Annotated in this window: 20 protein-coding genes, 1 other RNA gene, 1 pseudogene and 1 other annotated feature; of the genes and pseudogenes, 4 read left to right on the top strand and 18 right to left on the bottom strand. The window is 55.5% G+C overall.

What is annotated here, in order from left to right; translation table 11 throughout:
* Positions 1–5 precede the first annotated feature (5 nt).
* The 5 genes from sufA to RTP97_RS11425 form a co-directional block, all read right to left on the bottom strand.
* Positions 6–374, bottom strand: a complete 369-nt coding sequence (gene sufA, locus RTP97_RS11445) for a Fe-S cluster assembly scaffold SufA (protein WP_312413647.1) — start codon at positions 372–374, stop codon at positions 6–8.
* Positions 375–1,214: 840 nt separating this feature from the next.
* The gene (locus RTP97_RS11440) at positions 1,215–1,535 is read right to left on the bottom strand and encodes a hypothetical protein (protein ID WP_312413645.1); all 321 of its coding nucleotides are present in this window, start codon (positions 1,533–1,535) and stop codon (positions 1,215–1,217) included.
* A 126-nt stretch (positions 1,536–1,661) separates the two neighbouring features.
* Positions 1,662–2,576: a kdo(2)-lipid IV(A) palmitoleoyltransferase gene (gene lpxP, locus RTP97_RS11435; protein WP_312413642.1), complete on the bottom strand. Its 915-nt coding sequence runs from the start codon at positions 2,574–2,576 to the stop codon at positions 1,662–1,664.
* A 210-nt stretch (positions 2,577–2,786) separates the two neighbouring features.
* The gene (gene menI, locus RTP97_RS11430; protein ID WP_312210985.1) at positions 2,787–3,197 is read right to left on the bottom strand and encodes a 1,4-dihydroxy-2-naphthoyl-CoA hydrolase; all 411 of its coding nucleotides are present in this window, start codon (positions 3,195–3,197) and stop codon (positions 2,787–2,789) included.
* Complete coding sequence (locus tag RTP97_RS11425) at positions 3,194–6,250, bottom strand: FAD-binding and (Fe-S)-binding domain-containing protein (protein WP_312413640.1); 3,057 nt, start codon at positions 6,248–6,250, stop codon at positions 3,194–3,196. The genes menI and RTP97_RS11425 overlap by 4 nt, the downstream gene beginning before the upstream one ends.
* A gap of 206 nt (positions 6,251–6,456) precedes the next feature.
* Here RTP97_RS11425 and ydiK point away from each other — a divergent pair, with 206 nt between their 5' ends.
* Both ydiK and rprA read left to right on the top strand, forming a co-directional pair.
* Complete coding sequence (gene ydiK, locus RTP97_RS11420; RefSeq protein WP_312413638.1) at positions 6,457–7,569, top strand: AI-2E family transporter YdiK; 1,113 nt, start codon at positions 6,457–6,459, stop codon at positions 7,567–7,569.
* 195 nt (positions 7,570–7,764) lie between these two features.
* Positions 7,765–7,872: antisense sRNA RprA (rprA, locus tag RTP97_RS11415), an RNA gene on the top strand.
* A gap of 78 nt (positions 7,873–7,950) precedes the next feature.
* On the opposite strand, the gene RTP97_RS11410 is transcribed toward rprA, so the two are convergent.
* Together RTP97_RS11410 and ppsA are read right to left on the bottom strand one after the other, a co-directional pair.
* Complete coding sequence (locus tag RTP97_RS11410; RefSeq protein WP_312413637.1) at positions 7,951–8,970, bottom strand: hypothetical protein; 1,020 nt, start codon at positions 8,968–8,970, stop codon at positions 7,951–7,953.
* Between the two features lie 220 nt (positions 8,971–9,190).
* Positions 9,191–11,569, bottom strand: a complete 2,379-nt coding sequence (gene ppsA, locus RTP97_RS11405; protein WP_312413636.1) for a phosphoenolpyruvate synthase — start codon at positions 11,567–11,569, stop codon at positions 9,191–9,193.
* Positions 11,570–11,895: 326 nt separating this feature from the next.
* Between ppsA and RTP97_RS11400 the strand changes: the two genes are divergently transcribed.
* Entirely contained in the window at positions 11,896–12,729 is an 834-nt protein-coding gene (locus RTP97_RS11400; protein ID WP_312413634.1) for a pyruvate, water dikinase regulatory protein, read from the top strand.
* A 154-nt stretch (positions 12,730–12,883) separates the two neighbouring features.
* Complete coding sequence (gene aroH, locus RTP97_RS11395; protein ID WP_312413632.1) at positions 12,884–13,930, top strand: 3-deoxy-7-phosphoheptulonate synthase AroH; 1,047 nt, start codon at positions 12,884–12,886, stop codon at positions 13,928–13,930.
* 33 nt (positions 13,931–13,963) lie between these two features.
* Here the strand turns inward: aroH and selO are convergent, their stop codons facing one another.
* The 11 genes and pseudogenes from selO to rplT form a co-directional block, all read right to left on the bottom strand.
* Positions 13,964–15,406, bottom strand: a complete 1,443-nt coding sequence (gene selO, locus RTP97_RS11390; RefSeq protein WP_312413630.1) for a protein adenylyltransferase SelO — start codon at positions 15,404–15,406, stop codon at positions 13,964–13,966.
* 63 nt (positions 15,407–15,469) lie between these two features.
* The gene (locus tag RTP97_RS11385; RefSeq protein ID WP_312413726.1) at positions 15,470–16,183 is read right to left on the bottom strand and encodes an EAL domain-containing protein; all 714 of its coding nucleotides are present in this window, start codon (positions 16,181–16,183) and stop codon (positions 15,470–15,472) included.
* Between the two features lie 243 nt (positions 16,184–16,426).
* Positions 16,427–16,891 carry an NlpC/P60 family protein gene (locus RTP97_RS11380; RefSeq protein WP_312210969.1) on the bottom strand — a complete coding sequence of 155 codons (465 nt, stop codon included), beginning with the start codon at positions 16,889–16,891 and terminating at the stop codon, positions 16,427–16,429.
* A gap of 77 nt (positions 16,892–16,968) precedes the next feature.
* Positions 16,969–17,706, bottom strand: coding sequence for a vitamin B12 ABC transporter ATP-binding protein BtuD (btuD, locus tag RTP97_RS11375; RefSeq protein WP_409455938.1), 738 nt, complete (start codon positions 17,704–17,706; stop codon positions 16,969–16,971).
* An 11-nt stretch (positions 17,707–17,717) separates the two neighbouring features.
* Positions 17,718–18,269: a glutathione peroxidase gene (locus RTP97_RS11370; protein WP_312413626.1), complete on the bottom strand. Its 552-nt coding sequence runs from the start codon at positions 18,267–18,269 to the stop codon at positions 17,718–17,720.
* Positions 18,270–18,410: 141 nt separating this feature from the next.
* The gene (gene btuC, locus RTP97_RS11365; protein ID WP_312413624.1) at positions 18,411–19,391 is read right to left on the bottom strand and encodes a vitamin B12 ABC transporter permease BtuC; all 981 of its coding nucleotides are present in this window, start codon (positions 19,389–19,391) and stop codon (positions 18,411–18,413) included.
* 101 nt (positions 19,392–19,492) lie between these two features.
* Positions 19,493–19,792, bottom strand: a complete 300-nt coding sequence (ihfA, locus tag RTP97_RS11360) for an integration host factor subunit alpha (protein WP_006820203.1) — start codon at positions 19,790–19,792, stop codon at positions 19,493–19,495.
* Between the two features lie 4 nt (positions 19,793–19,796).
* Positions 19,797–22,184, bottom strand: coding sequence for a phenylalanine--tRNA ligase subunit beta (gene pheT / locus RTP97_RS11355; protein ID WP_312413622.1), 2,388 nt, complete (start codon positions 22,182–22,184; stop codon positions 19,797–19,799).
* A 15-nt stretch (positions 22,185–22,199) separates the two neighbouring features.
* A complete protein-coding gene (gene pheS / locus RTP97_RS11350) occupies positions 22,200–23,183 on the bottom strand; it encodes a phenylalanine--tRNA ligase subunit alpha (RefSeq protein WP_312210959.1) in 984 nt (327 codons plus the stop codon).
* A gap of 63 nt (positions 23,184–23,246) precedes the next feature.
* Positions 23,247–23,370: a sequence feature (Phe leader region), on the bottom strand.
* Positions 23,321–23,365, bottom strand: coding sequence for a pheST operon leader peptide PheM (gene pheM / locus RTP97_RS11345; protein WP_001386830.1), 45 nt, complete (start codon positions 23,363–23,365; stop codon positions 23,321–23,323). Its footprint overlaps the feature before it by 45 nt.
* A gap of 59 nt (positions 23,371–23,429) precedes the next feature.
* Positions 23,430–23,545 (bottom strand): annotated as a pseudogene (gene rplT, locus RTP97_RS11340) (50S ribosomal protein L20); the annotation flags it as partial.

Here is a 23,545-nt window from a genome sequence, read left to right as displayed (position 1 = left end):
ACCGCCTATACCCCAAAGCTTTCACCACAGCCACACTCGTGCTGAGCTTTCGGATTATAAAATTTAAATATCTGGTTTAATCCTTCACGCACATAGTCGACGGTCGTTCCATCAATGAACGGCATGGCCTGTAAAGGAACGTACAGGTGCGCGCCGTCTAGCTCAAACAGCAGATCGTCTTCTGTCGGCTCGGTCACCGTATCCAGCACATAGCCGAAACCTGCACAGCCTGTCTGTTTAATGCCGAGGCGAACGCCGCGCAGTTCTGGCTGCTTGCTGGTAAGTGCGCGAATATGCTCCGCCGCTGCCGGAGTCAACGTTACCCCTTCCCAGCCCGGATTGTTTGGATCGAAAGTCCCTGAATGCAATTCCATAGGTTTACCTCACACGATTACGTCAGAAGGACATAACGCTATGTTAGTGATAATGATTATCACTTCAACCTCTAATCCGCAGGGTTATTCGCGTTAGATGCCCTTTTTGAACACTTCTATTAAGCATAGACCCTGCTGTCAGGGTTAACAGGAAAGGATTTACAAAGATAACACAATGATTTTATTATCTTTTAAATGCGAAGAGTTACTGTTTGATAACAAAAATGAAACATGTATAGGCAATGCCTATTTATGCGATTAGCGATAAAAAATTTCATGCATTCGTGACGATATCTGATATGTGCTTTATGTGTCCTTTTTCTGCACAAAAGAAGTTTAAGCGAAACAATTGATAGAATTAATCGATCGAAACGATAATTACGATCGCTAAAACCAATTAATATAGCGATAATTACCTATCTATGACATTTAGTAGCAGGTGAAAAATTTATTCAGCAGAAAGCGCTCGTCATAGAGTGGATTATGCTGGAGTGAAAAGGAGATGCCAGATGATAATTTGTGTGAAATGGCTTATTTGTGAGAAATCTGTGCTATTACGAGCGCGCTTACCATTAACCCTGTGACTGCTTAAAAATCATGCTAAATTGGTGTTTCCACTCAACGGGCCGGAGGGGTCATCCCCAATCTCAAGTTTAAGTGCCCTGTCTGCAACGGTTCTAAGTTCATCTTCACAACTTTTTGCCCTGACAAAAATTATCCCCATGGGGCCGTCTGTTCCGTTTGCGGAGTCAGACTCACTGCGAAAACTACCCTCCCGAAAAGGCGGAGATGGAAAAAAGTGGCATAAACCCAGGCCTCACGCGAGGCCTGTTTACGGCATTACTCTTGCGTACAGCGCAACAGGATATGCCGATAGTACTTCCTCATTATGTAAACGTTGAACTGTGTCCAGAGTTGAACGCAGGGTACGACACAAATTACGCAGCGAAAAATCTCTCTCTCTATCCCCGGCTCGCCTGGAAATAGAGAATCAAATAGTTCAAATGCGCCCAGCAGCAGCACAAAATAGAGCACTGTACCAATCCAGAACTCCCTGTGCGTTCTCGCCATTCTAAAAGCATCCCGATAGTTTTTATTGCGCACTTTTCGTGGCAGGTTAGCCAGTTCGGGAATGCTTCTTCTGCACCAATAAAGTTTCATGCCTGCTCCTTGCTATTATCAACATGAGAATGATAAGCATAATCAACAGGCATGCACAGCCGCTAAAATGGGTAGAGCTGTCAGGATTGCAACTGCCCGCATCAGCAGGCAGCTTTTATCAATGAATCAGAGGTAGAGCGAGGCTTCGCCCATGGGGCGGGTTTTAAAGCGGCGATGGATCCACAGATACTGCTCAGGGGCACGCATAATCTCCCGCTCAATTACCCGGTTCATATAGCTTGCCGCTTCGAACTCATTGTCAACCGGATAGTCCGTTAGCGCCTCGCCGATATGCAGCTGGTAGCCAGAGCCGTCAGGCTTGCGTACCATTGTCACCGTCAGCATGGCCGAACCGGAGAGGCGTGACAGCACATAGGTACCGTTGGTCGTCGCGGCGTTAACAGAGAAGAACGGGGCAAAAGTGCTGCCTTTACGGCCATAGTCCTGATCGGGAGCAAACCAGACTGCCTCACCCTTACGCAGCGCGCTAACCAGGCCCTTCAGGTTGCGACGGTCGATCATCGATTTATTGGAGCGCATACGGCCTCGGGTCTGCACCCACTCCATCACCGGACTGTTGTGCTGACGATAGGTTGCCATCATCGGCTGGCACAGCCCCATCACCCGTCCCCCCAGCTCCAGCGACATAAAGTGCACGCCAACAACCATCACGCCATTGTATTTTTTCTGCGCCTCGACCAGGTTTTGATAGCCCTCTACGTCGAACCAGCGGCGCACCCGCTTGTCCGGCCAGAACCAGGCCATGCCCGTCTCGATCAGTCCCATGCCCAATGACATAAAGTTTCTTTCGATGAGGGTCTCACGCAGTGCGGGCGTCATCTCAGGGAAACAGAGTTCGAGGTTGCGTCGGGCAATACTCTCCCGCCGTTTAAGGAACGGTCGCGCCATGCGGCCAAGCCCGGTACCGAAGCGATAGAGCAGAGGATACGGCAGTTGAACAAGAAGCCAGAGAACGGCAAGGCCAAACCAGGTCGACCAGTGACGGGGATGCAGAAAAGCCAGTTTAAACGAAGCGCACATAACGTTGTTACCTTTAAGCTTATAGTAAGTAGCGCTTAAGGAAACAACGAATCCCTTCATTAGGTCAGTCAGCGTTACGGTCTTCGATTAAGACAATAGTTTTAGCCGAAGATTCAATCGCGCGGATTTTAGCATGTTTTTAAAAAATCGCATCTGGGGAAGAAAAAAATAGATCGGCAGGAAACGGCAGGCAAAACCTGCCGCAAAATCTCAGACGACGGCGGTAGTCAGCCGCGATGAACAGCACAGCCGATCCTGCTCATCAAAGATATCAATCTGCCAGACCTGATGGCGGCCGCCGGTATGCAGTGCGGAACAGACGCCACGCACCCGGCCGCTGCGTACGGCACGAATATGGTTGGCGTTGATCTCGATCCCTACCACGTTATGCTCAGCCTCGGTGCAGAGGTAGCCCGCCACCGAACCGAGGGTTTCCGCCAGCACCACCGACGCGCCGCCGTGCAGCAGACCAAAAGGCTGATGGGTGCGGGCATCAACGGGCATCGAGGCTTCAAGTACATCGTCACCGATGCGCTCAAAACGAATATCAAGCAGTCCTACCATATTGCCCTCGCCCATTGCGTTCAACGCGTCGAGGGTAGCCGTACGTTTCCAGATCATCCCATTATCTCCAGCAGAGCCTGTAGCGGATGGCGCACGCCGCTACCCTCAATGCGCTTAACCTGGCTGCGGCACGAGTACCCCGTCGCCAGGCAGCGGTTGCGCGGCAGACGCTGCATTGCCTGGTGCCAGGATAGCTCGTAGATCCCCAGCGAGTTAGCATGATTGTTAATCTCATGGCCGTAGGTTCCGGCCATGCCGCAGCAGCCAACGCTAACGTTCTCAAGTTTAGCGCCAAAGCGGGCAAAAATGTTTGCCCACTGTCCCGGCGCACCCGGTAGCGCGGTGACCTCGGTACAGTGACCAAACAGATACCAGGCCTCGCCGCCCGACGCCTGCTCCTCATGCGATGCCAGTGCAGCGGGTAGCCACTCGTGCACCAGCTGGACGTTAAACTCGCCGCGCTTGTCCCCTAACGTCTGCTTGTACTCATCGCGGTAGCAGAGCACCAGCGCCGGATCGACGCCGACCATCGGCATTCCAAGCCGTGCTACCCGTGCCAGGAAGTCAGAGGTTTTTTGCGCCGTCTTAGCAAAACGCGTCAGGAAACCTTTGATGTGCTGCGCCTTACCGTTCGGCGAGAACGGCAACAAGACCGGTTGATAGCCCAGCTTCTCTACCAGCCGGACAAAATCGCTCACTACCTGGGCGTCGTAGTAGCTGGTAAAGGGATCCTGCACCACCAGCACCGTTTTCGCCCTCTGCTCTTCGCTGAGCTGTTCCAGCTCGTCGAGGGTCATATTGGCGGAACGATGCCCAACCATCTGCTGCTGGAGAGAAGGCACCGACAGCAGAGGCAGATCCACCATCCCGATGTGGGTGGCTGACATTGAGCGCACCCACGGCTGGTTTATAAAGAAGTTAAAGGTCTTCGGCGCACGGGCCATCAGCGGCGCATAGCTCTCCACGCTGGCAATAACGTGGTCGCGCAGCGGTCGCAGATAGCGGGTGTGATAGAGCTGAAGGAAGCGCGAGCGAAACTCCGGAACGTCAATTTTAATCGGACACTGGGTCGAACAGGCCTTGCACGCCAGACAGCCGGACATCGCCTCTTTCACCTCATGCGAGAAATCATACTCACCGTGGCGCGCATGCCAGCTGTTACGGGTGCGTTCGATCAGGCTCCGCAGGCTGGCACGTTTTTCCGGCAGCTCCTTCTCCAGCTTGATGGGATCGACACCGCGATCCGCGAGCAACCGCAGCCATTCGCGCACCAGCGTGGCACGGCCTTTGGGTGAGTGAATACGGTTGCTGGTGATTTTCATCGACGGGCACATCGGGCTTTTCGCATCAAAGTTAAAGCACAACCCGTTGCCGTTACACTCCATCGCGCCGCGCCATGAGGAGCGCACGCTAATAGGGATCTGTCGGTCAAAGGTGCCGCGCTTTACGGCATCGACCTGCATCATTGGCGCATCGAGGCCCGCTGGCGGGCAGATTTTACCCGGGTTGAGCCGGTTCTGCGGATCGAACGCCGCCTTAACCTTGCGTAGCTCGCCGTAAAGCTGCTCGCCAAAGAAAGCCGGGCTGTATTCGGCGCGGAAACCCTTACCGTGCTCACCCCAGAGCAGACCGCCATACTTCGCCGTCAGGGCCACCACCTCGTCGGAGATCTTTTTCATCAGCATCTCCTGCTGCGGATCGCACATATCCAGCGCCGGGCGAACGTGCAGTACGCCCGCATCCACATGACCAAACATGCCGTAGTTCAGCCCGTGACTGTCGAGCAGCGCGCGAAATTCAACGATGTAGTCCGCCAGATGCTCCGGCGGCACGCAGGTATCCTCCGCAAAGGGAATCGGCTTCGCGGCACCTTTGGCATTCCCCAGCAGTCCGACCGCTTTTTTACGCATCGCATAGATGCGTTCAATCCCTGCCAGCTCGCTGCACACCTGCCAGCCAATAACCCCACCCTCCTCGGCAGCAATCAGCGCATCCAGACGCTGACAGAGGGCGTTGACCTGACCGTCGATAAGTTCAGCATCATCGCCAGCAAACTCAACGATGTTCAGCCCCAGCATGGTTTTATCCGGCACGTCGGTAATCAAATCGTGCACGGAGTGCCAGACAATATCCTCCCGCGCCAGGTTGAGCACCGTAGAGTCAACGGTCTCTACCGACAGCGCCTGGGCCTCCACCATAAAGGGGGCGTTGCGCAGCGCCGAGTTGAAGGAGTCATACTTAACGTTAACCAGCCGGCGCACCTTCGGCAGCGGCGTAATATCCAGCCGCGCTTCGGTAATAAAGGCCAGCGTCCCCTCCGATCCGGTCAGGACGCGGGTGAGATCGAAGGTAGTCATCTCATCATCAAAGACGTGACGCAGATCGTAGCCGGTCAGGAACCGGTTTAGCCTGGGAAACTTATCGATAATCAGCTGGCGATTGTTATAGCAGCTCTCATATACCGTTTTATAGATCCGCCCCTGCGCGGTCTGCGCCTTGCCAAGCGTACGCGCCAGCTCCAGCGAGACCGGCTGCGTATCCAGCAGATCGCCACCCAGCAGAACGGCCCGTACCCCCAGCACGTGATCGGACGTTTTACCGTAAACCAGCGATCCCTGTCCGGAGGCGTCGGTATTGATCATGCCGCCAAGGGTGGCACGGTTGCTGGTGGAGAGCTCCGGGGCGAAGAAGAAGCCGTACGGCTTCAAAAACTGATTGAGCTGATCCTTGATCACCCCAGCCTCCACGCGTACCCAGCCCTCTTCAGGGTTTATTTCGAGAATGCGGTTCATATAGCGGGAGAGATCGACAATGATGCCCTGGTTTAGCGCCTGGCCATTGGTGCCGGTCCCCCCGCCGCGCGGGGTAAAGACCAGCGACTGGAAGCGGGCCTCTCCGGCAAGCCGGGTGATCAGGGAGACGTCGGCGGTTGAACGGGGAAAAACCACTGCATCGGGGAGAAGCTGGTAAATACTGTTATCGGTCGCCATGGTTAGCCGATCGGCGTAACCCGTGGCGGTATCACCTGTAAAACCCTGTTGCTCCAGTGCCTGCAAAAAATTGAGCACCAGCTGAACGACGCCGGGTGCTTGAGAAATCTGTGGGATCATTACCGTTGACCCTGCCTGACTGTTAATGTTGTAAGTGTATCGTTTGCGTTGTGCATTTATCGTTGTATCACATTTTTTTATGCTACGCCCCTTTGAATTACGGGCAAAATAGCGCGGACAAAACGTGCTGAAATAAACAGCCGTATTCATGTATTAAACAGACGCTGCGCCGACGGTTCGGCGAAAACAAAAGGTGGATAGATCTTATGATCAATAGTCGTCAGCCCGGAGATGTAGCTCAGATCTTGCTCTCGGTGCTGTTTTTAGCCGTTATGATTGTTGCCTGTTTATGGATAGTGCAACCCTTTATTCTCAGCTTTGCCTGGGCAGGCACCATCGTGATTGCCACCTGGCCGCTGTTTTTACGCTTCCAGCGTGTGCTGGCAGGCCGCCGCTCCCTGGCGGTGCTATGTATGACCGTGATCTTAATCCTGGTCTTTGTTATTCCTATTGCCCTGCTGGTGAATAGCCTTGTTGACGGCAGCGGCCCGGTGATCCGCGCCATTACCTCTGGTGATTTGACCCCGCCGGATCTGGCCTGGCTCAAGAGTGTTCCGCTGGTGGGCCATAACCTCTATCTCGGCTGGCATAACCTGCTGGATATGGGCGGCAGCGCGATTATGGCTAAGGTACGTCCCTATCTGGGCGCAACGACGACCTGGTTCGTCGGCCAGGCGGCGCATATTGGCCGCTTTATGATGCACTGTGCATTGATGCTGCTGTTCAGCGCCCTGCTATTCTGGCGCGGTGAGCGGGTGGCCCAGGGCATTCGTCACTTTGCCACTCGCCTGGCGGGTCGACGTGGCGATACCGCCGTGCTGCTGGCGGCGCAGGCGATCCGCGCCGTGGCCCTCGGTGTTGTCGTGACCGCGCTGGTACAGGCGGTGCTGGGCGGCATTGGGCTGGCTGTCACCGGCGTACCCTACCCAACCCTGTTTACGGTGGTCATGATCCTCTCCTGCCTGGTACAGATTGGTCCGCTGCCGGTGCTGATCCCGGCTATCATCTGGCTCTACTGGAGCGGGGATACCACCTGGGGCACGGTGCTGCTGGTCTGGAGCTGCGTGGTGGGGACGCTGGATAACGTTATCCGCCCGGTGCTGATTCGCATGGGTGCCGACCTACCGCTGATTCTGATCCTCTCCGGCGTGATTGGCGGACTGATCGCCTTTGGCATGATCGGCCTATTTATCGGTCCAGTTCTGCTCGCGGTCTCATGGCGTCTTTTTGATGCCTGGGTACATGAAGTTCCTCCTCCCGGTGAAGCCAGGGATAATCTTCTGGAAAAGGTTAACGATCGCGAACTGGGTAATAAATAGTCATTAAAGCGGGGAAACCCGCTTTACTATTAAGCCACGCTTATCAATTATTTATATTCCCTTTCTGGTCGGACCCTGCAACTCACTATATATACGCTATATCTGCAATTTTGCTTGTCGCAAAATCGTTACTTATGGTTAACTATTGAGACGAATCTGATCGACGCTAATAAGGGCGATGCCTACTATTAAGGCACGGTTATAAATCAAGGCGTTGATTTATAAGCATGGAAATCCCCTGAGTGAAACAACGAATTGCTGTGTGTAGTCTTTGCCCATCTCCCACGATGGGCTTTTTTTTAAGCTAAATTCCGGCCCTTCAAAATAACCATAAAAAAAGCCAGACCGGAGTCTGGCTTGATGTTTAAATAACAGGCAATATTATCTGATGCGGTCGGTCGTTGTTACCTGACGCGGCTGAGTACGACGTCCTACCATACCCATGGCACCCGCCAGTACCGCTTCAATGAGCAGCATAAAGAAGGTAAACCAGCTTGCTTTAGCAGTAGCGGCGGCCGCTTTCTCACCTGCTTCACGGGCTTTCTGCTCCGCCTGTGCTTTCAGCTCGTTAAATTTAGCCCGGGCTTCCTGATAGCTTTTCTCGGTCTGGGCAACAATCTGCTCCGCTTCCGCATCAGATTTTCCGGTACGCGCTTGAATGATATTTTTCAGCGCTTCGCGGTCAGCTGCCTGGAAGGTATCCTGATTCCTGTCGATTAAGCCTTTGATAAACCCTGCGACATCGGTGTCGGCCGTCTGCGGCGTGTTAGCCGTTGCCGCCGCCTGATTCTGGGCATTGTTGGCTTCATTCTGCGCCTGATTTTGCAACGCCTCGGGCTGCAATTCAGGTTTACCGGTTTGTCGCAGCGTCGTCTCCAGCTCTTGCTGTAAGCTATCGAGATTAATATTGTTCTCGGCGAGTTTATCCCTCACCATATCCTTAACCGGTGGCGCGGCGGCGCTGATACCACTGCCTACGGCCTGCAAGCCCGCTCCCATAATATTCATCGCGCCGGTCACCGCGCTGCTGGCTAGCGTAATAACAAACCAGGCGCTAATGATAGTATTGACGCCAAACATCAGCACTCCATGCAGAGCACCCTCTCGCTGTGCCAGCCTGCCTGTGGCATAGGCCCCCGCCGCAATGGCGATCAGCATGCTCAGGCCGGTCCAGATCGCCGCCCCCATGCCGATACCACCCATCGGGTTTTCCTCTTCCAGAGGATCGATAGTGGTGGTACCAATGGCCGTTCCAAGAATGGCGAGCATCAGGTAGAGCACCATCGAAATAATGACGCCAGCAAATACTGCACTCCAGGAAATACGTTTTAGTGGGACGCCTCTACCCGGCGTATATATGTCATCGTAATCGTTTCGGACATGCACATGTTGATCGGTCATCTCTTCTTCTCCCTTATAACCATACGGCTTATGTCGCAACTTTCGACGGTTTAATAAGTAGAGCTGAAAATAGATCAGCTTTAACCTCTGTAAGAGTAGTCTGACATCAGCAAATAAACCTGGTTGTCATCACATCAGCAGAATTTATTTTGACCAGAGGCAAACCGGCAGAAGAAAAGAGAGCCTTCCGGGGACGGGAAGGCTCTGGGGGTAGGAAAGGTTACGGCTTGATCTCGGCGAGGCTCAGCCAGGTCTGAACAACGGTATCCGGGTTCAGCGACAGGCTGTCGATCCCCTCCTCCATCAGCCAGGCGGCAAAGTCCTCGTGATCGGATGGTCCCTGACCACAGATGCCGACGTATTTGCCCTCTTTTTTCGCCGCGCGGATCGCCATGGAGAGCAGCGCTTTAACCGCTTCGTTGCGCTCGTCGAAGAGGGCAGATACCACGCCGGAGTCACGATCCAGGCCTAGCGTCAGCTGCGTCATATCGTTCGAGCCGATAGAGAAGCCATCAAAGTGCTCAAGGAACTGCTCCGCCAGCAGGGCGTTGGACGGGATTTCACACATCATAATGACCTTCAGCCCGTTCTCGCCGCGCTTCAGACCCTGACGTGCCAGCTCGTCTACTACCGCTTTCGCCTGCTCAACGGTACGGACGAATGGGATCATAATTTCGACGTTGGTAAGACCCATATCGTTACGTACGTGTTTAACCGCCTCGCACTCCAGAGCAAAGCAGTCGCGGAAGCTGTCAGAGACATAGCGGCCCGCGCCACGGAAGCCGAGCATCGGGTTCTCCTCTTCCGGCTCGTAGCGCTCACCGCCCACCAGGTTGGCATACTCGTTGGATTTAAAGTCAGAGAGACGCACGATAACGCGTTTCGGCCAGAAGGCAGCACCGAGGGTGGCAATGCCTTCGCTCAGCCGACCGACGTAGAAGTCCTTCGGTGATTTGTAGCCCTTCATCATCTCGCGAATTTCGTTTTGCAGGGCGGGCTCCTGGTCGTCAAACTCCAGCAGCGCACGCGGGTGCACGCCAATCATGCGGTTGATGATGAACTCCAGGCGCGCCAGGCCAACGCCTTCGTTCGGCAGGCAGGCGAAGTCAAAGGCGCGATCCGGGTTACCCACGTTCATCATGATCTTCAGCGGCAGATCGGGCATAGTGTCAACGCTGGAGCTCTGCACGCTAAAATCGAGCATCTCGGCATAGACATAGCCAGTGTCGCCTTCAGCACAGGAGACGGTAACCTTCTCGTCGTCGCGAATGCGCTCGGTCGCGTCACCGCAGCCCACCACCGCCGGAATACCCAGCTCGCGGGCAATAATCGCCGCATGGCAGGTACGTCCGCCGCGGTTGGTCACGATGGCCGCCGCTTTTTTCATGATCGGTTCCCAGTCCGGGTCGGTCATGTCCGTCACCAGCACGTCGCCGGGCTGAATGCGGTTCATTTCGCTGATATCGTGGATCACCTTTACCGGACCCGCGCCAATGCGGTGCCCGATGGCACGGCCTTCGACAACCACCTTGCCTTGCGCATTAAGCGTATAGCGCTCCATAACCTGACCACGGGAGCGCACGGTCTCCGGACGTGCCTGCACGATAAAGAGCTTGCCGGTATGACCATCTTTGGCCCACTCGATATCCATCGGACGACCATAGTGTTGCTCAATCAGCACCGCCTGCTTCGCCAGCGCCTGGACTTCCTCATCGGTCAGGGAGAATACGTCGCGATCGGCTTCAGGAACGTCTTCAATACGTACCTGTTTGCCATGCTCCTGACTTGGGGCATAGACCATACGGATCTTTTTCGAGCCCATGGTGCGGCGCACAATGGCGGGACGATCGTTCGCCAGCGTCGGCTTGTGCACGTAGAACTCGTCCGGGTTAACCGCCCCCTGCACGACCATTTCACCCAGACCCCAGGCGGAGGTGATAAACACCACCTGATCGAAGCCGGATTCGGTATCGATTGAGAACATGACGCCAGAGGAGGCTAAATCAGAGCGTACCATGCGCTGCACGCCAGCAGAGAGCGCTACCCCGCGATGATCGTAGCCCTGATGCACGCGATAGGAGATGGCGCGATCGTTAAAGAGTGACGCAAAGACGTGCTTCACCGCCACCAGTACCGCATCGTAGCCCTGCACGTTGAGGAAGGTCTCCTGCTGACCGGCAAACGAGGCATCCGGCATATCTTCCGCCGTGGCGGATGAGCGCACGGCGAACGACGCTTCGGCATCGCCCTCAGAGAGCTGGTCATAGGCCTCATGGATTGCCTTTTCCAGCTCCGGCTGGAAAGGGGTATCAATGATCCACTGGCGGATCTGCGTCCCGGCCTTCGCCAGTTCGCCTACATCATCAATGTCCGTTTTATCCAGCAGTTCGTAGATACGCTGGTTGACGCCGCTTTGATCGAGGAACTGATTAAACGCATCCGCCGTGGTGGCAAACCCGTTCGGGACAGACACGCCAGTTTCAGACAGGTTAGTAATCATTTCACCCAGGGAGGCATTTTTGCCCCCAACGCGGTCAACATCATTCATGCCGAGTTGGTTATACCAGAGCACCAGCGGTGACGAGCCATTGTTGGACATCGGACAATCCTTTTTTGATATATGATTGAGTTAGCAACACCTGACGTACCTATTTATCCTGGCATAACTGGCTCGCTTAAAAAAACGGTGAATCGTTCAAGCAAATTTATTTTTCTATTTTTCGGACAGTTTCACGCTATTTTGTAACCTGCTGATTTGGTTGCACTCTATTTGAGATTTTTTGTATACATGAAAAATAAAAGTGAAATGCACATTTCAGTAAAAATAAAAACGGCATTTCATTTTGTGCAAATGCGCAATGCGCAGTAGTATGGTACCTAAATTATTTTTAGCCTTAACACCATCATGCAAACGGGGGATAAAAAATGGAAAATTCAGCCGATCGCCAGGTGTTTTATATTTCTGATGGCACGGCCATCACGGCAGAAGTGCTCGGGCACGCGGTCATGTCGCAGTTTCCCGTTGCCATTCACAGCATCACGCTGCCGTTCGTCGAAAACGTCCAGCGCGCCAATGCGGTCAAGGAGCAGATTGACGCCATCTACCAGCAGACAGGCGTGCGTCCGCTGGTCTTCTACTCCATCGTGATGCCGGAGATCCGCAGCATCATTACCCAGAGCCAGGGCTTCTGCCAGGATATCGTCCAGGCGCTGGTTGCTCCGCTCCAGCAGGAACTTAAGCTCGATCCTAGCGCAGTCGCCCACCGCACCCACGGTCTCAATCCGGGGAACCTGACGCGGTATGACGCCCGTATCGCTGCGATTGACTACACCCTTGCCCATGACGACGGCATCTCCATGCGCAATCTGGAGCAGGCGCAGGTGATCTTGCTCGGCGTCTCCCGCTGCGGCAAAACGCCTACCAGCCTCTACCTGGCGATGCAGTTTGGCATTCGCGCCGCTAACTACCCCTTTATCGCCGACGATATGGATAACCTGGTGCTGCCCGCTGCGCTAAAACCGCTTCAGCACAAGCTGTTTGGCCTGACCATTAATGCCGAACGCCTTGCAGCTATTCGTGAGGAGCGCGTTGAGAACAGCCGCTACGCCTCAATGCGTCAGTGCCGACTGGAGCTGGCCGAAGTGGAGGCGCTCTATCGTAAAAATAATATTCCCTACCTGAACAGCACTAACTATTCGGTGGAGGAGATCGCGACTAAGATCCTCGATATCATGAAGCTGAATCGCAGCATGTACTAATTAGCTAGTACAATCCGCCATTTTCCGCTATCATTGCCCGCAGCATTGTGATGTGCATCACGCCCATACTTGAAAACATCACGGATTGGTTTATCGTGATGCCCATCACTTCCGGCAGGTCTGCCGCTGAAGCCATAAATTTCTGAGATAAGTCATGAACAAAACTGATGAACTCCGCACTGCGCGCATTGAGAGTCTGGTGACCCCGGCCGAGCTGGCCCAGCGGTATCCCGTCTCCCGGCCGGTTGCGGAACACGTTAACGCCTCGCGTCGGCGGATAGAGAAAATAGTAAACGGCGAAGATCGTCGCCTGTTAGTGATTGTAGGCCCCTGCTCAATTCACGATCTTGATGCGGCGATGGATTACGCTCACCGACTCCAGAAACTGCGTGAAAAGCATCAGGATACGCTTGAGATTGTGATGCGTACCTATTTTGAGAAACCGCGCACCGTCGTGGGCTGGAAAGGATTGATCTCCGATCCGGATCTTAACGGCAGCTATCGGGTTAATCACGGTATGGAGCTGGCGCGTAAGCTGCTGCTGCAGGTGAATGAGCTGGGCGTACCGACCGCCACCGAGTTTCTCGATATGGTGACCGGACAGTTTATTGCCGATCTCATTAGCTGGGGTGCAATCGGGGCGCGCACCACGGAGAGCCAGATCCACCGTGAGATGGCGTCCGCGCTCTCCTGTCCGGTAGGCTTTAAAAACGGAACGGATGGCAACACCCGTATTGCGGTTGACGCTATTCGCGCCTCACGGGCGAGCCATATGTTCCTCTCGCCGGATAAAAATGGGCAGATGACCATCTATCAGACCAGCGGTAACCCCTATGGGCACATCATTATGCGCGGTGGCAAGACGCCTAACTACCATGCAGAGGCGATTGCCGAGGCCTGCGTTACGCTGAGCGAGTTCTCTTTGCCTGAGCATCTGGTGGTGGATTTTAGCCATGGCAACTGCCAGAAACAGCATCGTCGACAGCTTGATGTATGCGACGACGTTTGTCAGCAGATCCGTAGCGGTTCGACGGCCATTGCCGGGATTATGGCGGAGAGTTTCCTCCAGGAAGGGACGCAGAAGATTGTCGCCGGGCAACCACTCACCTATGGGCAGTCAATTACCGACCCGTGTCTGCACTGGGAAGACACGACTCTGCTGGTGGAGAAACTCTCTGCCGCGGTGTCCACCCGTCTCTAACGTTCCGCCCGCCATGGTGGCGGGCGTTCTCTTCTAGCTTGAACAGCTCACTTCCAGATGCTTACCCCAGTCAGGCGGCCGGCTGACGTAGTCATCATTACGATCGCTAAAGGGATCGCGTAACGCCTGGTGCAGCCGCTCCAGCTCATGGGTATCGCCCTGCTCGGCATCGCTGATAGCCCGCTGCGCCAGCCAGTTACGCAGGACCAGCGCCGGGTTTACGCTTTTCATCTGTCGCTGGCGCTCGGCATCGTCAATCTGCTCACCCTGCAACCGCGTACGGTAGGTACTAAACCAGGCATCAAACGCGCCGCGATCGATAAACTCATCGCGCAGCGGTGAGCTGGCGCTGTGCTGTTCGGTGCTGCTCAGCATGCGGAAGGTACGCGTATAGTCGCTGCCCTCACGCGCCATCAGGGCAAAGAGCGTATTCAGCAGATCGTTATCGCCGCGCTGCTCGGTGAACAGGCCCAGCTTGCTGCGCAGCAGTTTACCGTACTCCTGCAACAGCACCTGCTGATACTCATCCAGGGCAGCGTTCAGCGTGTCAACATCGATAAAGGGCGACAGCGTTTGGGCAAGCCGCTGAAGATTCCACAGGCCAACCGCGGGCTGATTATCAAAACGGTAGCGGCCCTGATAGTCAGAGTGGTTACAGATAAAACCAGGCTGATAATCATCCAGGAAGCCGAACGGACCGTAATCGATGGTCAGGCCAAGGATCGACATGTTGTCGGTATTCATCACGCCGTGGGCAAAGCCTACCGCCTGCCACTGAGCGATCAGTCGCGCGGTACGGGCGACGATATCCCGCAGCCAGAGCACATATTTATCGCTCTCATCAGCAAGGTGCGGCCAATGATGACGGATGGCAAAGTCGGCCAGCTGGCGGACCTTCTCCGGCTCGCGGCGGTAGTAGAAGTGTTCGAAATGGCCAAAGCGCAGATGGCTCTCCGCGATGCGCATTAGCATGGCTCCCTGCTCGGTGGTTTCTCGCGCTACCGGCGTATCACTGGTGGCAATCGCCAGCGCCCGGGTGGTGGGGATCCCCAGATAGTGCATCGCCTCCGAGGCCAGACTTTCACGAATGGTCGAGCGCAGCACGGCGCGTCCGTCACCCATGCGGGAGTACGGCGTCTGCCCTGCCCCCTTAAGGTGCCAGTCCACCGTTTTGCCATCGGCCAGCAGCTGCTCGCCAAGCAGAATGCCGCGGCCATCGCCCAGCTGCCCAGCCCAGACGCCAAACTGATGGCCACTATAGACCTGAGCCAGCGGCGACATGCCCGGCAGCAGCGTTTCACCGCCCCAGACGCCTGCCCCCTCGGCAGGCGCAAAAAGCGCATCGGGCACGCCCAGCGTCTGGGCCAGCGCAGCGTTGTGCCACAGCACGCGCGCATTGCGCAGCGGCGTAGGCGAAAGCGAGGTGTAAAAGCCCGGCAGCTCATCGCGCCAGTGTGTCGTAAACGAAAGGGTCATGGTTCCTCCTCTTCCTGTAGTGTAGAAGGTATCAGGAGGAATAAACACTGGCAGAGTGCGCGGTTATCCCTGCACCAGTTGGGTAACCTGCTGCGGAGGCACCGGCGGCCACAGGCGCCCCTGCATCGCGCTAAAGGCAAACGGCGTCACTTTCTTCAGCGCCTGTTCGCTGTCAATGCCTGCAATCATCATTGAGCGGCAGTAAGGTTTTATTTGGGTAACGATGGCCTGCATAAATGGCTGAAACGATCGCGCCCTGAGACGCTGATTAACAAAGTTTTTATCCAGCGCAACACGCGTAAAAAGACCATCAAATATAGCTCGGGTCGACGCCGTCCCTGCCCCAAAATCAGCCAGCACCATAGAATAACGATTAGCCAGTTGCTCCAGTAAAGGATTCTCATTCCCCCTGTTTAACTGCGGGTAATTTTCATTGATGGTAAATTCAATAAAGGGGAAACGATTTACCGAAGCGGCCAGCTTTTCATCCATTAAAAGTGCACCAGCAATAACCGGATTAATATTGATCCATGCTATAAGATGATGCTGAATAAAAAAGAGCTGGCAGGCGTCAATCAGCTCCAGCTGTTCGTTAAACAGCGCAATAGCCTGCTGCGACGTCAGGCGCGGCAGCACAAGCTCTGTGGGAATGCGCACGTCGGGGTCTATACCAATAAAGTTAACGACAATTTCAAGCCCCTGAAGCCTGCCCTGCGCATCGCGCGCTGGGTTGAATAGCAGTTCAGAGCACCAGGTATTGTCGAGCGATACAATCATTGTCTGCTCCACGCTCCCAAAATAATTTTAGACGGTCCCTTGCCCATAATTAAGGTTATCCTGGGAGGAAGATAATTGCCAGTCGGGCATTATAAATTAGTACGATAGTTGATAATTATCAGCTGCCTAATTAGTAAGCATTAATATATTGAGTAAATACTTTCCAACGTGTGGAAATGTTACGTTATGCAAAAAGAAAACGGCGCCATGTTATGACCCCGTTTCCATAATATGGCGAAAAAATTAAATTCTGCGCGCCTGCCAGAACTTTTTACGCCAGTAGACGTTATCGAGAGAGGACCTCATTACCCCCCGGCTGGTGGAGGCGTGAATGAACTGGTTATCGGTATCGTAGATCCCCACGTGCAGGCCGCTGTCGCCGGAGCCGGTCTTGAAGAAAACTAAATCCCCAGGTAACAGTTCATCTTTATCAATTTCTGTTCCCACCTTTGCCTGCTGACGCGTCTCGCGAGGCAGACGGAGATCGAAGCGATCCCGGAAGGTCATCAGCACAAACCCGGAGCAGTCTATGCCGCCCCGGCTCATACCGCCGTAACGATACGGCGTACCCCGCCAGTGGCTGAGCTGATCGTTAAGATTAGCGATAACGGTAATCGAGTCCGCCAGCCGTGGATTCGGCGGTGGAGCCCGGTGGTGGCTGCACCCTGCTAAAAAAAGCACGGTGGCGAAAAGAAACCATAGGCGCATTCAGGGCGGATCCTCTGCTCTATTATTTTTCCAGTAATTTAACGTGGCGGGAAAGCGCCGCGCAATATGCTATGCGTTTACAGCGTAGAAATAAGTACGCTATGCCCCTCTACATCAAGGCGACGAAAAGGCATACCGTAGGCCTGGGCCAGCCTGGCAGGCGTCAGCACGCTATCACGTGGGCCGCTGGCAATCAGCTTACCGTTACGCAGCAGCCATGCCTGGTGGGCATGACGCAGAGTATGGTTAAGATCGTGGCTGCTCATCACAACGGTAATACCCGCCCGATAGAGCGCGCTAAGCAGGCGATCGAACGCCGCCTGCTGGGCAACGTCCAGGCTATTCATCGGTTCATCCAGCAGCAGCAGCTCTCCCTCTGGGTTACCGGCCGGATGGATCTGCAAAATCACTGCCGCCAGACGCACCCGCTGCCACTCCCCGCCTGAGAGCTGGTTCGCCGTGCGCCCGAGCTTATCCTCAAGCCCCAGCGCACCGGCAACGTCATGCAGCAGTTCAGTATGCTTACGATCGGGCTGGTGCAGCGTCAGGTAGTGCCAGACCGGCATGGCAAAAGGCGGATGCTGCTGCTGGGTAAGGTAAGCACGACGCCGGGCCAGCGCGGTCGCATGCCAGGCACTCAGCGGTTTGCCGTTTAGCGTGATGCTTCCCGGCCCACTCGCCAGTCCTGCCATACGTGCCAGCAGGGTACTTTTCCCGGCGCCGTTTGGCCCCACCAGATGCAGGATCTCACCGACATTTACCCTGGCCGTGACGGGCCCCAGCCTGCCAGATTCCGCTACATCCTGTAGCGTCATCAGCGCGTTCACTATTTTGCTAACGCCAGCTTGATGGCTTCCATCACGATGGGATCTTCCGGCGTCATGTCTGGCGCAAAGCGCTGGACGACCTCTCCATCGCGGCCAATCAGGAATTTTTCAAAGTTCCAGAGAATATCGTCAGGATAGAGCGGCGCGCGGCCTTTGCTGGCGAGGCGCTCGTAGAACCCGCTTTTTTCCGGCGCAACGGCAGTGGGTGCAGCGGCGATCAGCTTCTGATAGAGGGGATGACGATTCTCACCGTTAACGTCAATTTTGCTGAACATCGGGAAGGTAACGCCATAGGTTGTGCTGCAGAAGGTTTTAATCTCCTCTTCACTGCCTGGCTCCTGGCCTAAAAACTGGTTGCAGGGAAAGCCGAGCACCACGAAACCGTCTTTCGCCCAGGCCTTGTGAATGTTCTCCAGCTGCTCATACTGCGCCGTCAGGCCGCATTTTGACGCTACGTTGACCACCAGCAGCACCTTGCCCTGGTAATCTGCAAGCGTGGTCTTCTCACCATCAATTGTCGTCACGTCAGTGTTCAGAATATCGTGTTGCATAGCTTCCCCTTGGTTATCAAACGTGCCACCGGTTCAGTCGCCGGCCTTTAATAATAGACAATAAGACGGCGTGCATTCATCCGCAATTTTATCGTAAAAGTTTCTTCGCGATAGGGAGTTAAGTGCGGTGCGGTGGCGAGATTACCGCGCCGCCTTCAGCAGCAGCCAGATAAACACCGGTGCACCTAGCGTGGCGGTGACGACCCCAATAGGCAGCTCTGCCGCGTTAAGCGCCTGGCGGGCGACAATATCCGCAAACAGCAGCGCGCTTGCCCCTGCCAGCGCACAGCCGGGCAGCAGCACGCGGTGATCGGTCAGGCCACAGAGGCGCAGAATATGGGGGATCACCAGGCCGATAAAACCGATCGATCCAGCCAGCGCGACGCTGACGCCCACCATCCAGCCGGTGGCGACCACCAGTATGTTGCGCCAGAACCATAGAGGCAGGCCCAACTGGCGGGCAGAGGGCTCCCCCAGCGCCAGCATATTGAGCGGCTGCGACTGCATGCAGACCCATCCCATCACCGGTAGCAATGCCAGCATCAGCCACCCCTGTTGCCAGTCAACGCCGCCAAACCCGCCCATCATCCAGTACATGAGCTGGCGCAGGTCAAATGAGGTAGAGAAGTAGATGGCCCACGTCATCAGTGCGCTACAAATAATGCCCAGCGCAACGCCCGCCAGCAGCAAACGGCTGATAGAGAGATGGCGGCGGGCGAAGTGCAGCAGAATAAGGGTGATCATCAGCGCCCCGGCGATGGCGCACAGGCCAAGCGCCCAGACGGGCAGCGTCCCCTGCCCCAGCATGACGGCAGCAATCAGGCCAACGCCCGCGCCGTTAGAGACGCCAAGCAGCCCAGGCTCCGCCAGCGGGTTTTCAAACAGCGCCTGCATCAGGGTGCCGCAGAGCGCCAGCGCCGCCCCGACCAGCACCACCGCAAGGGTACGGGGCAGACGGATTTGCCAAACGAAGAGCTGCCCGCGCGGGCTTAGCCAGTCGCCGGGCGCAATCCATTGATCGCCCGCACAGAGGCTAACCACAATAGCCAGCAGCAGAAGCAGTGAGAGTCCGCCAAGCCAGCGGGCGTGGCGACGGGTCTGTAGGTGAGCAAGAGCTAGCATCGGATCCATCCTGCTTAACGTCATGAGGGTTGATTTTAAGATGCCGAGCGGCGAGTGAAAAGAAAAAAGGCCGCACGGGCGGCCTTTTTGGTTAGTTCAGATTACTCTGCTTTGGGCGAAGCGTTTTCGACACGGCTTTTTAGCTTCTGGCCGGGTCTGAAGGTCACCACGCGCCGGGCTGTAATGGGAATATCCTCGCCCGTTTTCGGGTTACGTCCCGGGCGTTGATTCTTATCACGCAGATCAAAGTTACCAAAACCGGAGAGTTTTACCTGCTCACCATTTTCCAGAGCGCGACGGATCTCTTCGAAAAACAGCTCTACCAGCTCTTTGGCATCCCGTTTGCTAAGCCCAAGCTTATCAAACAGATATTCTGACATTTCAGCTTTTGTAAGCGCCATAGGTTCAATCCCTCAATGATGCCTGGAATCGCTCTTTCAATGCCTCTACACATCTGGCAACGGTAGCGGCAATCTCCTCTTCTTCGAGTGTACGGCCGGTATCCTGAAGGATCAGGGTGATAGCGAGGCTCTTATAGCCCTCCGCTACGCCCTTGCCGCGGTACACATCAAACAAGTTTACGCCAACTACCTGATTTACGCCAACTTTCTTACACTCAGCCAAAACATCTGCTGCAGGGACGTTTTCCGCGACCACAACCGCGATATCACGACGGTTTGCCGGGAAGCGTGAAACCTCCCGCGCCTGCGAAATCACACGGTCTGCGATGGCGTTCCACTCAATCTCAAACACCAGCGTCCGGCCGTTAAGATCCAGTTTACGTTCCAGCTCAGGATGCACAACCCCAATAAAACCAATACGTTCGCCTTTCAGATAAATCGCGGCGGACTGGCCTGGGTGCAGCGCCGGATTGGCTTCAGCTTTAAACTGAACGTCAGCCAGCTTGCCGGTCAGATCGAGAACGGATTCCAGATCGCCTTTTAAATCATAGAAATCGACGCTCTCTTTTGCCAGGTTCCAGTGCTCTTCGTAGCGACTTCCGGTAATAACTCCGGCCAGCATCACATCCTGACGGATCCCCAGATTCGCCTGCGTATCAGGTACAAAGCGCAGCCCGGTTTCAAAAATGCGTACGCGGCTCTGCTGACGGTTCTGGTTATAGACCACCGTGCCCAGCAGACCGGTCAGCAGCGACAGGCGCATAGCCGACATTTCGCTGGAGATCGGGCTTGGCAGGATCAGCGCTTCTTCGCCCGGATGGATCAGCTGCTGCAGTTTCGGATCCACGAAGCTGTAGGTGATCACTTCCTGGTAGCCTTTGTCGATAAGCATGGTTTTCACCCGCTTCATTGACAGCTCTGCTTCGCGATGGCTACCCATGATCAGACCCGCCTGCACCGGCTCATCAGGAATGCTGTTGTAGCCGTAGACGCGCGCAACCTCTTCGACCAGGTCCTCTTCAATCTCCATATCAAAACGCCAGCTTGGCGCTACCGCCTGCCACTCGTCCTGACCTTCGGTCACCTCACAGCCCAGACGGCGCAGAATATCGCTGACCTGCTCGTCGGCAATGTGGTGGCCGATCAGTCGATCCAGCTTGCTGCGGCGCAGGGTGATGGTTGCGCGCTTCGGCAGCGCGGCGTCGTGAGTCACATCGATAACCGGACCGGCTTCGCCGCCGCAGATATCCAGCAGCAGGCGGGTCGCACGCTCCATCGCTTTATACTGCAGCGCCGGATCGACACCGCGCTCGTAGCGGTGAGAGGCATCGGTGTGCAGACCGTGACGACGGGCGCGACCGGTGATGGAGAGCGGGCTAAAGAAGGCGCACTCCAGCAGCACGTCCTGGGTCTCCCCATTTACGCTCGAGTGTTCGCCACCAAAGATACCGCCCATCGCCAGGGCTTTGTTATGGTCGGCGATAACCAGCGTATCGGACTGCAATTTCGCTTCGCTGCCGTCGAGCAGAACCAGCGTCTCGTTCTCTTGCGCCATACGAACAACGATCCCGCCCTCAATGCGGCCCAGATCGAAGGCATGCATCGGCTGACCCAGCTCCAGCAGGACGAAGTTAGTCACGTCCACAACGGCGTCGATAGAGCGGATGCCACAGCGGCGCAGCTTCTCACGCATCCACAGCGGGGTTGGTGCGGTGACGTCGATACCCTTGACTACACGGCCCAGATAGCGCGGACAGGCGACAGCAGCTTCAACACGGATAGGCAGCGTATCGCTGAGGGTTGCCACAACCGGCGCCATCTCAGGCTCGGTCAGCGGCAGCTTGTTCAGCACGGCAACGTCGCGGGCGACGCCGATAATCCCCAGGCAGTCGGCACGGTTCGGCGTTACGCTGATCTCAATGGTGTTATCGTCGAGCTTGAGGTAGTCGCGAATATCGGTGCCGATCGGCGCATCCGCCGGCAGTTCGATAATCCCGCTGTGATCGTCGGAAATGCCCAGCTCGGAGAAGGAGCAGAGCATCCCTTCGGACGGTTCGCCGCGAAGCTTGGCAGCTTTAATTTTAAAATCGCCCGGCAGCACCGCGCCGATGGTCGCCACGGCCACCTTCAGCCCCTGGCGGCAGTTTGGCGCACCGCAGACGATATCGAGCAGGCGTTCGCCGCCGACGTTAACCTTGGTCACCCGCAGCTTGTCGGCGTTCGGATGCTGGCCGCACTCAACGACTTCGCCCACCACGACGCCGTTAAAGCTGCCGGCCACGGCGTCAACGCCGTCGACTTCCAGGCCTGCCATAGTGATTTGATCGGAGAGCGCGTCGCTGTCGACCGCCGGGTTAACCCATTCACGTAACCACAGTTCACTGAATTTCATTATTTTTTCCTGCCTTTATTTAAACTGTTTGAGGAAACGCAAATCGTTTTCGAAGAATGCGCGTAAGTCAGTCACGCCATAGCGCAGCATGGTCAGGCGCTCCATCCCCATGCCGAATGCGAAGCCAGAGTACACCTCTGGATCGATGCCCACGTTGCGTAGCACATTCGGGTGCACCATACCGCAGCCCAGCACCTCCAGCCATTTACCGTTTTTACCCATTACGTCCACTTCAGCGGAGGGCTCGGTAAACGGGAAGTAGGAAGGACGGAAACGTACCTGCAGATCTTCCTCAAAGAAGTTGTTCAGGAAGTCGTGCAGGGTCCCTTTCAGGTTGGTAAAGCTGATGTTTTTATCGACGATCAGCCCTTCCATCTGGTGGAACATTGGGGTGTGGGTCTGATCGTAGTCGTTACGATAGACGCGGCCCGGGGCAATAATGCGGATCGGCGGCTGCTGGTTCTCCATGGTGCGGATCTGCACCCCAGAGGTCTGGGTACGCAGCAGGCGAGTCGCATCGAACCAGAAGGTATCGTGGTCGGCGCGTGCCGGGTGGTGACCTGGAATGTTCAGGGCATCAAAGTTGTGGTAGTCGTCTTCGATTTCCGGACCGGTTGCCACGGTAAAGCCCAGCTCGCCGAAGAAGTTCTCAATGCGGTCGATGGTGCGGGTAACCGGATGCAGACCGCCGTTCTCAATGCGACGACCCGGCAGAGAGATATCGATGGTCTCCGCCGCCAGACGTGCGTTCAGCGCGGCGCTCTCCAGCATCTCTTTGCGGGCGTTCAGCGCCTGCTGCACCTGCTCTTTGGCTTCGTTAATCACCGCACCGGCGGCTGGACGCTCTTCAGGCGGCAGCTCACGCAGGGTTGTCATCTGAAGGGTCAGTTGCCCTTTTTTGCCCAGATATTCAACGCGTACATTATCTAATGCCGCAATATCTGTAGCCTCGTTAATGGCTGCCGTGGCGCTGGCAACCAGCTCTGCGAGATGTGACATGGTTTTCCTCATTATGTCGGTGCTGACACCGTTATGGTGATCTCATATTTTTTACATACAGGCATAAAAAAAGCCTCCCTGGGGAGGCTTTCTGGCGCTGTTTTTCGTTTCTTCTTTCACGCGCAAGCCTCCTGGAATCAGGTGCTAAAGTAAAAAAAGAAGCGGAAAATAGCAGCATTCATGCTTGCGTTACCTTGTGTGATCAGGAATAAAAAGAGGGAGCCAGGCTCCCTCTCTCTAACTGGCTTAGGCCAGAGCTGCTTTCGCTTTTTCGACCAGGGCAGAGAATGCCACTTTGTCGAATACAGCGATGTCAGCCAGGATCTTACGGTCGATTTCAACAGAGGCTTTTTTCAGGCCGT

The organism is Pseudescherichia sp. (genome assembly GCF_031998825.1).
Lineage (GTDB): Bacteria > Pseudomonadota > Gammaproteobacteria > Enterobacterales > Enterobacteriaceae > Pseudescherichia.
Note: the sequence above shows the minus strand (reverse complement) of the source record. Positions and strands in the feature narration are given on the sequence as shown.

What these genes read in the sequence shown, in the direction of transcription:
- menI (WP_312210985.1), bottom strand. Translation starts at nt 3,197, where the DNA reads ATGATCTGGAAACGTACGGCTACCCTCGACGCGTTGAACGCAATGGGC.
- pheT (WP_312413622.1), bottom strand. Translation starts at nt 22,184, where the DNA reads ATGAAATTCAGTGAACTGTGGTTACGTGAATGGGTTAACCCGGCGGTC.
- RTP97_RS11370 (WP_312413626.1), bottom strand. Translation starts at nt 18,269, where the DNA reads ATGCAACACGATATTCTGAACACTGACGTGACGACAATTGATGGTGAG.
- lpxP (WP_312413642.1), bottom strand. Translation starts at nt 2,576, where the DNA reads ATGTGCGCTTCGTTTAAACTGGCTTTTCTGCATCCCCGTCACTGGTCG.
- RTP97_RS11400 (WP_312413634.1), top strand. Translation starts at nt 11,896, where the DNA reads ATGGAAAATTCAGCCGATCGCCAGGTGTTTTATATTTCTGATGGCACG.
- RTP97_RS11385 (WP_312413726.1), bottom strand. Translation starts at nt 16,183, where the DNA reads ATGATTGTATCGCTCGACAATACCTGGTGCTCTGAACTGCTATTCAAC.
- sufA (WP_312413647.1), bottom strand. Translation starts at nt 374, where the DNA reads ATGGAATTGCATTCAGGGACTTTCGATCCAAACAATCCGGGCTGGGAA.
- RTP97_RS11425 (WP_312413640.1), bottom strand. Translation starts at nt 6,250, where the DNA reads ATGATCCCACAGATTTCTCAAGCACCCGGCGTCGTTCAGCTGGTGCTC.
- selO (WP_312413630.1), bottom strand. Translation starts at nt 15,406, where the DNA reads ATGACCCTTTCGTTTACGACACACTGGCGCGATGAGCTGCCGGGCTTT.
- btuC (WP_312413624.1), bottom strand. Translation starts at nt 19,391, where the DNA reads ATGCTAGCTCTTGCTCACCTACAGACCCGTCGCCACGCCCGCTGGCTT.
- ppsA (WP_312413636.1), bottom strand. Translation starts at nt 11,569, where the DNA reads ATGTCCAACAATGGCTCGTCACCGCTGGTGCTCTGGTATAACCAACTC.
- RTP97_RS11410 (WP_312413637.1), bottom strand. Translation starts at nt 8,970, where the DNA reads ATGACCGATCAACATGTGCATGTCCGAAACGATTACGATGACATATAT.
- ihfA (WP_006820203.1), bottom strand. Translation starts at nt 19,792, where the DNA reads ATGGCGCTTACAAAAGCTGAAATGTCAGAATATCTGTTTGATAAGCTT.
- ydiK (WP_312413638.1), top strand. Translation starts at nt 6,457, where the DNA reads ATGATCAATAGTCGTCAGCCCGGAGATGTAGCTCAGATCTTGCTCTCG.
- pheS (WP_312210959.1), bottom strand. Translation starts at nt 23,183, where the DNA reads ATGTCACATCTCGCAGAGCTGGTTGCCAGCGCCACGGCAGCCATTAAC.
- RTP97_RS11440 (WP_312413645.1), bottom strand. Translation starts at nt 1,535, where the DNA reads ATGAAACTTTATTGGTGCAGAAGAAGCATTCCCGAACTGGCTAACCTG.
- RTP97_RS11380 (WP_312210969.1), bottom strand. Translation starts at nt 16,891, where the DNA reads ATGCGCCTATGGTTTCTTTTCGCCACCGTGCTTTTTTTAGCAGGGTGC.
- aroH (WP_312413632.1), top strand. Translation starts at nt 12,884, where the DNA reads ATGAACAAAACTGATGAACTCCGCACTGCGCGCATTGAGAGTCTGGTG.
- btuD (WP_409455938.1), bottom strand. Translation starts at nt 17,706, where the DNA reads ATGACGCTACAGGATGTAGCGGAATCTGGCAGGCTGGGGCCCGTCACG.